The 12335-nt window shown below is 67.2% G+C and carries 14 protein-coding genes; 6 read left to right on the forward strand and 8 right to left on the reverse strand.

The window, feature by feature from the left end; translation table 11 throughout:
• Positions 1-52: 52 nt before the first annotated feature.
• The 5 genes from VB672_RS05790 to VB672_RS05810 form a co-directional block, all read right to left on the reverse strand.
• A complete protein-coding gene (locus VB672_RS05790) occupies positions 53-946 on the reverse strand; it encodes a sigma-70 family RNA polymerase sigma factor (RefSeq protein ID WP_329783224.1) in 894 nt (297 codons plus the stop codon).
• Positions 933-1394 (reverse strand): carboxymuconolactone decarboxylase family protein, encoded by a 462-nt coding sequence (locus tag VB672_RS05795; RefSeq protein ID WP_329783225.1) that lies wholly within the window; start codon positions 1392-1394, stop codon positions 933-935. The genes VB672_RS05790 and VB672_RS05795 overlap by 14 nt, the downstream gene beginning before the upstream one ends.
• Before the next feature lie 128 nt (positions 1395-1522).
• On the reverse strand, positions 1523-1822 hold the full coding sequence (locus VB672_RS05800; RefSeq protein ID WP_329783226.1) for a CcdB family protein: 300 nt from the start codon (positions 1820-1822) through the stop codon (positions 1523-1525).
• A complete protein-coding gene (locus tag VB672_RS05805; RefSeq protein ID WP_329783227.1) occupies positions 1822-2067 on the reverse strand; it encodes a type II toxin-antitoxin system CcdA family antitoxin in 246 nt (81 codons plus the stop codon). Before VB672_RS05805 ends, VB672_RS05800 begins: the two co-directional genes overlap by 1 nt.
• Positions 2068-2164: 97 nt before the next feature.
• Positions 2165-2395, reverse strand: a complete 231-nt coding sequence (locus tag VB672_RS05810) for a DUF1674 domain-containing protein (protein ID WP_329783228.1) — start codon at positions 2393-2395, stop codon at positions 2165-2167.
• A 115-nt stretch (positions 2396-2510) separates the two neighbouring features.
• Between VB672_RS05810 and htpX the strand changes: the two genes are divergently transcribed.
• From htpX to VB672_RS05825, 3 genes are all read left to right on the forward strand, one after another.
• Positions 2511-3470 carry a zinc metalloprotease HtpX gene (htpX, locus tag VB672_RS05815; RefSeq protein WP_329783229.1) on the forward strand — a complete coding sequence of 320 codons (960 nt, stop codon included), beginning with the start codon at positions 2511-2513 and terminating at the stop codon, positions 3468-3470.
• 3 nt (positions 3471-3473) lie between these two features.
• The gene (locus VB672_RS05820) at positions 3474-4787 is read left to right on the forward strand and encodes an RsmB/NOP family class I SAM-dependent RNA methyltransferase (RefSeq protein ID WP_329783230.1); all 1314 of its coding nucleotides are present in this window, start codon (positions 3474-3476) and stop codon (positions 4785-4787) included.
• Positions 4788-4882: 95 nt separating this feature from the next.
• Positions 4883-6640: a heparinase II/III family protein gene (locus tag VB672_RS05825; RefSeq protein ID WP_329783231.1), complete on the forward strand. Its 1758-nt coding sequence runs from the start codon at positions 4883-4885 to the stop codon at positions 6638-6640.
• Positions 6641-6644: 4 nt separating this feature from the next.
• Here VB672_RS05825 and VB672_RS05830 read toward each other — a convergent pair whose 3' ends face one another.
• Entirely contained in the window at positions 6645-7094 is a 450-nt protein-coding gene (locus VB672_RS05830; protein WP_329783232.1) for a cupin domain-containing protein, read from the reverse strand.
• A 161-nt stretch (positions 7095-7255) separates the two neighbouring features.
• Between VB672_RS05830 and VB672_RS05835 the strand changes: the two genes are divergently transcribed.
• The 3 genes from VB672_RS05835 (at position 7256) to VB672_RS05845 (ending at position 10327) form a co-directional block, all read left to right on the forward strand.
• The gene (locus tag VB672_RS05835; protein WP_329783233.1) at positions 7256-8074 is read left to right on the forward strand and encodes a class I SAM-dependent methyltransferase; all 819 of its coding nucleotides are present in this window, start codon (positions 7256-7258) and stop codon (positions 8072-8074) included.
• Positions 8075-8181: 107 nt separating this feature from the next.
• Complete coding sequence (gene purH / locus VB672_RS05840) at positions 8182-9774, forward strand: bifunctional phosphoribosylaminoimidazolecarboxamide formyltransferase/IMP cyclohydrolase (RefSeq protein ID WP_329783234.1); 1593 nt, start codon at positions 8182-8184, stop codon at positions 9772-9774.
• 232 nt (positions 9775-10006) lie between these two features.
• Positions 10007-10327, forward strand: a complete 321-nt coding sequence (locus VB672_RS05845; RefSeq protein WP_329783235.1) for a heavy metal-binding domain-containing protein — start codon at positions 10007-10009, stop codon at positions 10325-10327.
• A gap of 7 nt (positions 10328-10334) precedes the next feature.
• On the opposite strand, the gene VB672_RS05850 is transcribed toward VB672_RS05845, so the two are convergent.
• Positions 10335-11684: an MFS transporter gene (locus VB672_RS05850; RefSeq protein WP_329783236.1), complete on the reverse strand. Its 1350-nt coding sequence runs from the start codon at positions 11682-11684 to the stop codon at positions 10335-10337.
• Positions 11681-12334, reverse strand: a complete 654-nt coding sequence (gene bluB / locus VB672_RS05855; RefSeq protein ID WP_329783237.1) for a 5,6-dimethylbenzimidazole synthase — start codon at positions 12332-12334, stop codon at positions 11681-11683. Before bluB ends, VB672_RS05850 begins: the two co-directional genes overlap by 4 nt.
• Between the last annotated feature and the right edge of the window lies 1 nt (position 12335).

A 12335-nucleotide genomic window follows, 5' to 3' on the forward strand; every position in this document is an offset into this window, starting at 1 on the left:
AAGGTAGCGGGCGGCCGGCGAGGGAACAACCGCTGCTTCGCCGCCATCCACGTCAGGAAAGGATGCTGGAGCCGATCAGGCCGGACAGATGCCCGAGCTTCTCGGGATTGCGCACGATGTAGACCCCGACGATGCGGCCGTCCTCGATGTCGAGGCTCGTGGTCTGCACGATGCCGTCCTGTTCGAGGGTGACGAAGCCGGGCAGGCCGTTGATCAGCCCCTTGTAGAGCACCGGAGGCAATTGGCCTCCGCTCTTGCGCGCCACGCCCAGGAACAGGCCTGCCACCCGGCGGAAGCCGAAGAGCGGGTTGAGCGCCGCGTTGCGGATGCCGCCGCCATCCGTGTAGGAGACGACGTTCTCCGCCAGGAGGTTTCGCAAGGCCGTCACGTCGCCGCTGCGCGAGGCGGCGAAGAACGCATCGGTCATGCGCTCGCCCTCCTCCCGGTCAATGGGGTAACGGGGGCGATCGGCGCGCACGTTCTTTCGCGCCCGCGCCGCGAGCTGGCGGCAGGCGGCGGGATCCCGATCGAGGGTCGCGGCGACCTCGTCGAAGCCGAGGCCGAACACGTCGTGCAGGAGGAAGGCCGCACGTTCCAGGGGCGAGAGCCGCTCCAGCGCCATCATCAGGGTGAGAGACAGATCCTCGCTCATGTCCTCCTCCGGGTCCGTGTCCAGAACCGGCTCGGGCAGCCAGGGTCCGATATAGGTCTCGCGCTTGACCCGCGCCGACTTGAGGATGTCGAGGCACAGGCGTGTGACGGTCTTCGACAGGAAGGCGCCGGGCTCGCGGATAGCCGAGCGATCCGTCTGGTGCCAGCGGATATAGGCCTCCTGCACCACGTCCTCGGCCTCGGCGATCGAGCCGAGCATGCGATAGGCCAGGCGGACCAGCCCCGACCTGAGGGGCTGGAACTGGTCCACCGCGTCACAGTCAGGCGGCCGCACGGTTCGCCTCGACCGGATGGACGGACCGGAAGCCGATCGCCAAGCGGTTCCAAGCGTTTATGGCGCCGATCAGCAGGGTCAGGTTGACCTGCTCGACGGGGGTGAAGTGCCGGCTCAGCTCCGCGTAATCCGCGTCGGGCGCATGGGTCTCGGACACGAGAGTCAAAGCCTCGGTCCAGGCGAGCGCGGCGCGTTCGCGCTCGCTGTAGAGGGGCGATTCGCGCCACGCGCTGAGGAGATAGATCCGCTCCTCGGTCTCGCCGCTGGCGCGGGCGTCCTTGGTGTGCATGTGGATGCAATAGGCGCAGCCGTTGATCTGCGAGGCGCGGATCTTCACCAGCTCGAACAGGCTGTGCTCCAGACCGCTGTTCTTCAGGGTCTTTTCCAGCTCGATCATCGGCTTCACGGAGCCGGGAGCGACGTCGAAGGGAATCAATCGGGCTTTCATCGTCTTGGTCCTCATTGTCGTGGTGCTGACGATGTTAAGACGAGACGGGAAAGCCGGATGTGACATGCGGCTGAAAAGTTTTTGCGGCGATCCGAATTTCGTGTGCAGCTGCCCCGCCTGCAACGTACTTAAAAGCCAAGAAACAGAACATCGAGCGCCCGCTTGATTGCGTCCTGATCGGAAACAAGGGAGCCCACAGGGCGCTGCAATTCACGCACGGGAATGGACGCCAGCAGTGGGATCATCACAACGAATTCGCGTCCATCGATGCGAACCGGCGGGGAGAGTTCGGTGAGGACCGGTGTTTCACTCCGCTGAAAGAGCGGCGCAACGATGCGGGTGGCGATCGGTGCCAGAAGGTCGGATTGCAGATCGACCACAAGCCGGTTCGAACGGCCGACGCCGGCATAAACGTCGAATTGGCCCATCAGAATTGCCGGAACTCATCCAGGGGCAATCCGTCCCGCTCGACCATCACGTTGTAGGCCTCGATGGCTTCCTTGTTGTCCTTAAGCCAGCGGGCCCTCCGGGCCTCCGCCACAGAATGCGCCAAGCCACGCTCACACGCCTGGGAGAGATTGATGTCGAGGGCTTTCGCCTCGGCCACGAGCTCGACAGGAAGAGAGACATTGGTGGGACGCCGCTCTCTCACCGCTCCAGCTCCCCTAGGCATGATGAACCTCCAAAATCCATGCGCATATCTTATGCACATAGATCAATCGGGTAAAGACAGCCCCTGTGGAGCACCAAACCAGATTCGGCAGCGCGGTCTAAAAATCGCTCGCCAGGCCTTTCACCTCCCAATCCTCGTAGCGGACGGGCTCAAGGCCGCCGCGGCCCTGGAGCTCCTTCTGCTTGGCGATCTCGGCCGCACGGGCGTCGATCTCGAGGCGGCGCTGGGCTGCCTCCTCCAAGGCGCGCTGGGCGGCAGGAGACAGGGGTTTGCCGGGGGCTGCACCCTCAATGGGGCTCGCCGGGGGAGTGTTGTCGTTCATGCTCATGAGGTGCCTTATGCCAGAGGCTCGCTCCTCTTGGGAGGTCTTGGGAGGGAGCTGGACCGTTCCCACATAGGGTTGAAACGGATCAATTGTCGTTGACCACGAGGTGGAGACCCCGATGAACACCGTCAAGACCGGAATGCTGCTGGCAGGCCTGATGGCCCTGTTCGGCGTCGTCGGCTACTTTCTCGGCGGCGGAACCGGTATGATGATCGCGTTGGGCTTGGGCCTCGCGACCAACATCTTCGCCTATTGGAACTCGGACCGGCTGGCGCTCGCCGCCCACCATGCCGTCGAGGTGGATGAGCGCACCGCGCCGGAACTCGTCCGCATGGTGCGCGACCTCGCCGGGCGCGCCGGCCTGCCGATGCCGCGGGTCTATCTCATCGACAATCCGCAGCCCAATGCGTTCGCCACCGGCCGCAACCCGGAGAATGCGGCGGTCGCGGCCACCACGGGCCTCCTCCACATGCTCGCCCATGACGAGGTGGCGGGCGTGATGGCGCACGAGCTCGCCCACATCAAGAACCGCGATACCCTGATCATGACCGTGAGCGCGACCATAGCGGGCGCCATCGCGACGCTGGCCCAGTTCGGCTTCCTGTTCGGCGGGCGCGACGAGCGGCCGAACCCCATCGTGATGCTGGGCACCGCCCTGCTCGCGCCGATTGCCGCCATGATCATCCAGATGGCGATCAGCCGCTCGCGGGAATATGATGCCGACCGGATGGGCGCGCAGATCTGCGGCCAGCCGCTGGCGCTCGCCTCGGCGCTCGCGCGGATCGCCGGCGGCGTGGCGCAGATTCCCAACCCCGATGCGGAGCGCCGGCCGGCCACCGCCTCGCTCTTCATCATCAACCCGCTGTCGGGCCGGGGCGTGGACAACCTGTTCTCGACCCATCCCGCGACGGAAAACCGGATTGCGGCCCTGCACGCTTTGGCGCAGGAGATGGGAACGCCGGCGCAGCAGCCCGGCCTCTTCACGCAGAGCGCATCGAGTCCATGGGGATCCACTGGGGGTTCTCATGGCGGCTCGGTCACGGGCCCGACCGGCACCCGCCGCGGGCCTTGGGGATAGATTTTGGATCAATCGAACGAACAGGCGGGGCTCGGACCCCGCCGCCTGGCCTGGACGGCGGTCACCGAGACCCTGAAGCGGCGCGTGCCGCTCGACGACGTCATGGAGGAGCTCTCCCGCGGGGAAAACCTCTCCGTCCGCGACGAGGCGCTCGCCCGCGCCATTGCCATCGTGACCTTCCGCCGCCTCGGCACCCTGGGCCATGCCTTGCGCGAGCGGCTCAACAAGCCGCCCAAGGACGAGCGCCTGATGCACCTCCTGGCCATCGGGGCGGCGCAGATCCTGTTTCTCGACGTGCCGGACCATGCCGCCGTCGACAGCGCCGTCGCGCTCGCCCAGGAAGATCCCAAGCTCCATCACGCGGGCGGCTTCATCAACGCGGTCCTGCGCCGCGTCGCCCGCGAGCGCGAGCAGATTCTGAGCCAGGACGATCCCTGGCTCGACACGCCGACCTGGCTGGAGGAGCGCTGGATCGCCCAATACGGCGAGCCGCTCGCCACAAGGATCGCCGAAGCGCACCGCTCCATGGCGTCCGTCGACCTGACCGTGAAGAGCGATCCGGCTGCCTGGGCCGAGCGCCTGGGCGGCGTTCTCCTGCCCACCGGCAGCGTCCGTCTCAAGGAGCGCACCGCCATCCGCGAGCTTCCGGGCTTCGAGGAGGGCGAATGGTGGGTGCAGGATGCCGCCGCCGCCCTGCCGGCCCGCCTCCTGCAGGCGAAGCCCGGCGAGCGCATCGCGGATCTCTGTGCCGCGCCCGGGGGCAAGACTGCGCAGCTCGCGTCCGCCGGCGCCGAGGTGCTCGCCGTCGATCGTTCAGCCAAGCGGCTGCAGCGCCTGGAAGAGAATCTCGCCCGCCTGAATCTCAAGGCCGAGACCAGGGCGCTGGACGCGGAGAAGCTCGATGCTCCTCCCTTCGACGCCATCCTGCTCGATGCTCCCTGTTCGGCCACCGGCACCATCCGCCGCCACCCGGATGTGGCCTGGACCAAGAGCGAGGAGGACATCCGCAAGCTGTCTGGCCTGCAGGCGCGCCTGCTCGACAAGGCGGCAGGCCTCCTGAAGGCGGGTGGGCGGCTGGTCTACTGCACCTGCTCGCTGGAATCCGAGGAAGGAGAGCAGCAGGCAGAAGCCTTCCTTGCCCGTCATCCTGACTTCACCCGCAGGCCCATCACCGCGGACGAGATCGGCGGCCTGACCGAATGCATCACGCCGCAGGGGGATCTGCGCACCCTGCCGAGCCACGTGGCGCTCGCCGAACACGACCGCGGCGGCCTCGACGGCTTCTTTGTCGCACGGTTTGTGCACAAAGGATCGTGAACACGGTGAATCGTCTCTTACCTGTTGTTAACCAGTCAGCAGGAACTCCTCACCTAAGTTGGCTGAGATTCAAGCAAACGAGGGGAGCGCCACGGGTGGATTTCGGGCCGGATCGCTGGCGTCTGTACAGGCTTGCCGCTCGCGAGGCCGGCCGCGCCATGCGCGAGAGCACGATCTGGAGCCTGTCCCGGCTCTCCAGCGCGCCGCTGCCCACGCGCCTGCTGTTCGCCCCGCAGGATCTGCGCACGGCCGATCCTACCATCGCGACCGACATCTATTCCGGCTTCTTCGCCTTTTCCGGCCGCGCCATCACCACCGGCGGACGCTCGCCCTTCGCGTTCACGCCCCCGAGCCGCGCCTGGGCCGAGGCGCTCTACGGCTTCGGCTGGCTGCGGCACTTAAGGGCGGCCGGCACCGCGCTCGCCCAGGCCAATGCCCGCTCCCTGGTGGACGAATTCGTCACCTCGAAGCTCGGCGACAGGCGGATCGCCTGCAGCCCGGAGATCACGGCGCGCCGGCTCATGTCCTTCATCAGCCAGTCGCCCCTGATCCTGGAAGGCGCCGATCATGCCTTCTACCAGCGCTTCCTGAAGATCATCGGCCAGCACGTGCGCACCCTGGAGCGCCAGGTCCGCTCCGGCGCCCTGCCCTACCAGCAGCTCATGGCCGGCATCGCACTCTGCTATGCGGGCCTCTGCTGCGAAGGCCTCGACCGAAGCTTAAGGCGCGCAAGCCGCCTGCTCGCCCGCGAGCTCGAACGGCAGATTCTGGCCGATGGCGGCCATGCGAGCCGCAACCCGCGCATCGTCGTCGACCTCCTGTTCGATCTCCTGCCCCTGCGCCAGATGTTCGCCAGCCGCGAGGTCGACACCCCCGACGCCCTGCTCCACGCCGTCGACCGCATGCTCCCGATGGTGCGCCTGTTCCGGCACGGGGACGGCACGCTCTCCCATTTCAACGGCATGGGCGTCACCGCCGCCGATCATCTGGCGACGCTGCTCACCTATGACGACATGCGCAGCCAGCCGATCCACCACGCGCCCCATTCCGGCTACGAGCGCCTGGAGGCGGGACGCACGCTGCTCGTCGCCGATGTGGGCGCGCCGCCGCCGCGGCCCCTGTCCCAGGATGCGGCAGCCGGTTGCCTGTCCTTCGAGTTCTCGAGCGCTGCGCAGCGCATCGTGGTCAATTGCGGCACGCCCACCATCGCCGGCCCGGCGATTATCCAGGCTGCGCGCTCGACGGTGGCGCATTCCACCGCCTCCATCGACGACGTCTCGTCCTGCCAGATCGTCGACAAGAAAGGGAACTGGCTGCAGCGGCGGATCTCCGCCTGGATCCTGCGCCGCGTGGGCCCCGTGGTCATCAGCGGGCCCGAGCGCGTGACGGCGGAGCGCAGCGAGCGCGAGCACGCCCAACTCTTGAGCGCCAGCCATGACGGCTACAAGGCCCGATTCGGCATCACCCACGAGCGGCGCTGGCAGCTCGCCCCCAAGGGCAACGTGCTGGAGGGCGAGGACAGCTTCTTCAGCGACGGCGGCCGGGCCGGGACGGTGCAGGCCGTCATCCGCTTCCATCTGGCACCCGGCATCAAGGCGAGCCGCGCGCAGGGCGGCCGCGTGGTGATGCTGGTTCTGCCCAACCGGGAGGCCTGGCAGTTCTCGGCCGTCCCAATCGAAGCAGAGCTTGAGGACAGCGTGTTTCTCGCCACCGCCGAGGGCATGCGACGCACGGAGCAGATCGTGCTGACGATCCGCCCCAGCGAGACGCCGACGGTGCGCTGGCGCTTCGAGCGCCTCGCGCGCACGTTCAACCCCGGCGAGCCCCAGGATCAGGCACCGGAGCTGATCTAGCGTTTCATTCGTTTGCCTCGGGCGGCAGGAAATCGACTTGGTGCGCGGCCGAGAGCTGCAGCACCCGCGGGATGTCGTTCAGGTCGTGCAGGGCATCGAACAGGGCCTCCAGCCTGCCCGCGGGCGAGACCCAGAACAGCGCGCGCGCCGGTGCGTCCGACTTGTTGAAATAGCCGTGCGGAACGCCCCGCGGCATGCGCACGAGGTCGCCCGCCTTCGCCTTGGTCCAGACGCCATCGAGCTTCAGATCGAGCTCGCCTTCGAGCATCAGGATGAACTCGTCCTGCTCGGGATGGATGTGAACGGGCACGTATTGCCCGGGCTCGCTGTTGGTCTCGAACGCGAAGGTCGAGCCGCAGGAGGCCTTCGGGAAATAGAGTTGGCCCAGGATGTTCCACGACTTGCCCCGGTATCCTTCGCCGGCCCGCGTGATGCCTTTTTCGAGTTCGCTCATGGCTGCCCTCCGCGTCTGAATCGTGCTCGCTCTTGCCGAAGCACCATGGCGGGAGCCCGTTTCGCCAGGCAATTGATCATCGGAGGTAAGGCCCGGCTCGCCGATCTGCTAAGATGACGCGGTGTTGCGTTCGAAGCCTCTGACGAGAATGGGAGCACATCATGTCCTCCAAATTTCATGCGAAGAGTGCCGAGGTTTATGAGCAGCTCATGGGCCGCTGGAGCCGGCGGCTGGCCGGGCCGTTCCTCGCCTTCGCCGGGCTGGAATCGGGCGAGCGGGTGCTCGATGTCGGCTGCGGCACGGGCAGCCTGACCTTCGCCATCCCGGAGGTCGCCGAGATCGGCCGCATCGACGGAATCGATTATTCCGAGGTCTACGTCCAAGCCGCGCGGGCGCGCAACGCCGATCCCCGCATCACCATCGCCCGCGGCGATGCCTGCGCGCTTCCGTTCGAGGACCGCTCGTTCGACCGGGCGCTTGCTCTGCTCGTCCTTCACTTCATTCCGGAATCGGAGCAGGCTCTGCGGGAAATGACCCGCGTGACGCGGCCCGGCGGAATCGTGGCCGCCGCTGTCTGGGACAGCTATGGCGGGATGCCGGTCCAGCGCATGTTCTGGGATACCGCCGCGGTTCTCGATCCCTCCGCCGCTATTTCGAGGCGCGAGAGCTATTTCAAGCCGCTGACGAGGCCGGGCGAGATGCGCGCGCTCTGGACCCGGATCGGCCTTTCCGACGTCACCGAGATCCCGCTGATGATCCGCATGGAGTTTTCGTCCTTCGAGGATTTCTGGTGGCCCTACGCCGCCGGAGAGGGACCGCTCGGCAAATACGTGACCGGGCTCGACGAGACGAGGCGCACGGCCTTCGAACAGGCCCTGCGGGCCTCTTACGAGGCGGGCGAGCCGGACGGCCCACGCTCCTTCGCAGCCGTGGCCCTGGCCTGTCGCGGCTTCGTGCCCGAAGGGTGGCACCGGCAGTAGGACCGTTATAACAACTGGACATCCATCCCCTGCGGCCGCAACAGGTTCCCATCCCTGATCTCCCGTGGTATCGCGCCCGCATCTTTTCCCTGAATGGAGCGGCCGTCATGCCGAGCGACCTGAAGCGCGTCTCCCGCGCTCTGCTTTCCGTATCCGACAAGACGGGTCTCGTGGACTTCGCCCGCGCGCTCTCCGAGCGCGGCATCGAGCTGGTGTCCACCGGCGGCACGCATAAGGCGCTCAGCGAGGCGGGCCTGCCCGTGAAGGACGTGAGCGAGCTCACCGGGTACCCTGAGATGATGGACGGGCGCGTGAAGACGCTGCATCCGGCGGTCCACGGCGGGCTCCTCGGCATCCGCGAGAACCCCGAGCATCAGGCGGCCATGCTCGCCCACGGCATCCAGCCCATCGACCTCCTGGTGGTGAACCTCTACCCGTTCGAGGCGACGGTCGCGGCCGGCAAGCCTTACGACGATTGCATCGAGAACATCGATATCGGCGGGCCGGCCATGATCCGCGCGGCCGCCAAGAACCACGGCGACGTGGCCGTGGTGGTGGACGGCGCCGACTACGCGTCCGTCCTGGAGGATCTCTCGAGGCACGACGGCTCGGTCACCTACACGCTACGCCGCCGTCTCGCCCAGAAGGCCTATGCCCGCACGGCTGCCTACGACGCGGCGATCTCCAACTGGTTCGCCGCCGAGCTCGCCGAGGAAACGCCGCCCTTCCGTGCGCTCGGCGGTTCCATCGCCGAGGTGATGCGCTACGGCGAGAACCCGCACCAGAGCGCCGCCTTCTACCGCACGCCGGAGAGCCGGCCGGGCGTGGCCACCGCCCGCCAGGTGCAGGGCAAGCAGCTCTCCTATAACAACATCAACGACACCGACGCGGCTTACGAGGCCGTGGCGGAATTCGCCCCTGAGCGCTCCGCCGCCATCGTGATCGTCAAGCACGCTAACCCGTGCGGCGTGGCGGAAGGCATCTCGCTCCGCGAGGCCTACGAGAAGGCGCTTCGCTGCGATCCGGTCTCGGCCTTCGGGGGCATCGTGGCCATGAACCGGCCGCTCGATGCGGAGGCCGCGAAGGCCATCACCGAGATCTTCACCGAGGTGATCATCGCGCCTGATGCCACCGAGGAGGCGATCGCGATCGTGGCCGCCAAGAAGAACCTGCGTCTCCTGCTCGCCGGAGGCCTGCCCGATCCGCGCCAGGAGGGCCTGACGCTGCGCACGGTGGCGGGCGGCTTCCTGGCGCAGAACCGGGACAACGCGGTGGTCGACGCCATGGACCTGAAGGTGGTGACGAAGCGCGCGCCCACCGACCGGGAATTGGAGGATCTGCGCTTCGCCTTCCGGGTCGCCAAGCACGTGAAGTCGAATGCCATCGTCTACGCCAGGGACCTCGCCACGGTGGGCATCGGGGCCGGCCAGATGAGCCGGGTCGATTCCTCCCGCATCGCCGCCTGGAAGGCCGCCGAGGCCGCGAAGGCCGCAGGACTCCCTGAGACCCTCGCCAAGGGCTCGGTGGTGGCCTCCGACGCCTTCTTCCCCTTCGCGGACGGTCTCCTCGCCGCGGCCGAGGCCGGCGCCACGGCGGTGATCCAGCCCGGCGGCTCCATGCGCGACGAGGAGGTGATCAAGGCCGCCGACGAGGCGGGTCTGGCCATGGTGTTCACGGGACACCGGCACTTCCGGCATTGAAGGACTGGGTCCGCCGAGGTTCATCCTTCGTCATCACCGGCCTTGTGCCGGTGATCCCGCTCGGTGGTGCGCGCTGCTTCATAGGATCGGGATGACCGGGACTGATCCCCGGATCAAGTCCGGGGACGGCCATGACGTGCAGGCCTCATCGGGTCGCCGTCTCCCCCAATCAGGGTGACGATGACATTTCTCCCCTCCCTTCCCATCTGAAGCGGAGCAGCAGGAGAAAGCCATGATCATCACCACCACGCCGTCCATCGAAGGCCGCCGCATCGCCTCTTATCGCGGCATCGTCTCGGGCGAGGCCATTCTCGGCGCCAACGTGTTCCGCGACTTCTTCGCCTCCATCCGCGACGTGGTCGGCGGACGGGCCGGCTCCTACGAGCGCGTCCTGCGCGATGGGCGCGACACGGCTATCCAGGAGATGATCGAGGAGGCACAGCGCCTCGGCGCCCATGCCATCGTGGGCGTCCACCTCGATTACGGCGGCCTCGGCAAGAACGAGGGCATGATGATGGTGTCGGTCAGCGGCACGGCGGTGACGCTGGAGTGACCAGCGCTCACACGCGCTTCACGCCGCTCAAGAGCCAGAACCCGACGAGCAGGAACAGGATCAGCACCGCCGGTCCTGCCGCCTGGGTTTGGAAGATCGTCGTTGCAACCGCAACGGCAAGTGGCGCGAGGAAGGACGTGACCTTTCCCGACAGGGCCAGCAGGCCGAAATAACGCCCGGCCTCCCGCGCCGGTACGAGCCGCGCCAGCAGGCTGCGCGAGGAAGCCTGCAACGGTCCAGCGACGGAGCCAATGACAAGGCCGAGCAGCACGAACATCTTTTCGGGCGCGGAGGCGTAGAGGCCGTCATCGGGCGCCGGGGGCGCGGCTGGCACCACGAAGAGGACGTGATCGCGCCCGAGCGAGAGCACGCCGACGCAGACGAGGGCGAGAGTGACGATCGCCCCGAGGATCACGGGCTTTGCGCCGATGCGATCGTCGAGCCGCCCGCCGATCAGGGCGCCGATCGTGCCGGTGATGGTGAGCAGGATGCCGAAGATGCCGAGTTCGATGGCCTGCCAGCCGAACACGCCCGCCCCGTAGATGCCCCCGAAGGCGAAGAGCGCCACCAGGGCGTCCTGATAGACCATGTTGGCGATGAGGAAGCGCCCGACGCTCTCGTGCCGACGGGCGTCCGCGATGGTGCTCCTCACCTGCTCAAGTCCTTTGCGCGCGGCCTCGTTCAGGCGCATCCCCGAGCGCGGGACATCGGGGGTGACAAGGAAGAGCGGCAGCACGAAGACGAGGAACCACAGGGCCGAGAACGGTCCCGTGACGCGGTCGCCTTCGCGGGTGGCCGGATCGAGGCCGAACAGGGGATCCAGGCCGAAGACCGTCTTCATCGTCGCCGGATCGGCGGCGAGGAAGCCGAGCACGATCACGAGCGACACCAGGCCGCCCAGATAGCCCATGGCCCAGCCGGTGCCGGAGAGGCGGCCATAGCGCTCCGGCGGCACGAGATGCGGGATCATGGCGTTGTTGAACACCGCCGCGACCTCCACGGCCACCGTGCCAAAGGCGAATCCGATGAGGGCGACGGCGATCGCAAAGGGCTGCCCCGGCGCGGCGTACCACAGGGCGAAAGACGCGATGACCAGCACGAGGCCGCAGGTGGCGATCCAGGGCTTCTTCGGCCCGGTCGCGTCGGCGATGGAGCCGAGGACCGGCGACAGGACGGCGAGCACGAGCCCCGCCGCCGCCGTCGCATAGCCCCACAGGCTCTGCCCTGTCACCGGATCGGGCGCGAGCGCCGAGGCGAAATAGGGCGCGAACACGAAGGTGGTGACGAGGGTGAAGAACGGCTGGCAGGCCCAGTCGAACAGAAGCCAGCCCAGAATGGCGGGGCGCGAAGCGCTCATCGACGTTCCTTGAAGATGGAATCGAAAGGTAAGCGGTCCTGCCAGCCATGTCTCTGGAGTTCGGGATCGAGATGCGCCTCGACAGGATAACCGACGCACAAATACGCGATGAGCGTCCACGTCGATGGGACGTCGAGTGCGTGCTTGACCTCCTCGGGATCGAGGATCGAGACCCAGCCGACCCCGAGGCCCTTGGCCCGCGCAGCCAGCCAGAACGATTGAACGGCGGCCACGACGGAATACCGCAGCATCTCCGGCATCGTGCGCCGTCCCAGACCATGCCCGTCCTGTGTCTGCTCATCGCAGAACACGGCAAGATGCACGGGAGCCTCCCTCAGTCCCTCGAGCTTGAGACGGGCATAAAGATTGGCCCTCTCCCCGTCATAAGCCTGAAGGGCCTCGGCGTTGCAGCGCTCGAAGCTCGCAACGACGGCTTCGCGCATGGCCGCAGAGGCCACATGGACGAAGCGCCAGGGCTGAGAGTTGCCGACGGATGGCGAGAGGGCAGCAATTTCGATGAGAGAACGCAGCGCCGCAGGATCGACCGGATCGGCACGGAAGCGCCGGACGTCCCGGCGCCACCGCATCAACTCGGACAATCGGACCTGAAACGCATGGTGGAACTGCGCGTCTCCAGTCTGACCCGACAAG

It is taken from the genome of Microvirga sp. CF3016 (genome assembly GCF_036314085.1).
In the GTDB taxonomy this organism is placed as follows: Bacteria; Pseudomonadota; Alphaproteobacteria; order Rhizobiales; family Beijerinckiaceae; genus Microvirga.

Bases quoted from the DNA above. Each gene is read 5' to 3' on its own strand.
- VB672_RS05795 (WP_329783225.1), bottom strand. From the start codon at position 1,394: ATGAAAGCCCGATTGATTCCCTTCGACGTCGCTCCCGGCTCCGTGAAG.
- VB672_RS05800 (WP_329783226.1), bottom strand. From the start codon at position 1,822: ATGGGCCAATTCGACGTTTATGCCGGCGTCGGCCGTTCGAACCGGCTT.
- VB672_RS05805 (WP_329783227.1), bottom strand. From the start codon at position 2,067: ATGCCTAGGGGAGCTGGAGCGGTGAGAGAGCGGCGTCCCACCAATGTC.
- VB672_RS05810 (WP_329783228.1), bottom strand. From the start codon at position 2,395: ATGAGCATGAACGACAACACTCCCCCGGCGAGCCCCATTGAGGGTGCA.
- htpX (WP_329783229.1), top strand. From the start codon at position 2,511: ATGAACACCGTCAAGACCGGAATGCTGCTGGCAGGCCTGATGGCCCTG.
- VB672_RS05830 (WP_329783232.1), bottom strand. From the start codon at position 7,094: ATGAGCGAACTCGAAAAAGGCATCACGCGGGCCGGCGAAGGATACCGG.
- VB672_RS05835 (WP_329783233.1), top strand. From the start codon at position 7,256: ATGTCCTCCAAATTTCATGCGAAGAGTGCCGAGGTTTATGAGCAGCTC.
- purH (WP_329783234.1), top strand. From the start codon at position 8,182: ATGCCGAGCGACCTGAAGCGCGTCTCCCGCGCTCTGCTTTCCGTATCC.
- VB672_RS05845 (WP_329783235.1), top strand. From the start codon at position 10,007: ATGATCATCACCACCACGCCGTCCATCGAAGGCCGCCGCATCGCCTCT.
- VB672_RS05850 (WP_329783236.1), bottom strand. From the start codon at position 11,684: ATGAGCGCTTCGCGCCCCGCCATTCTGGGCTGGCTTCTGTTCGACTGG.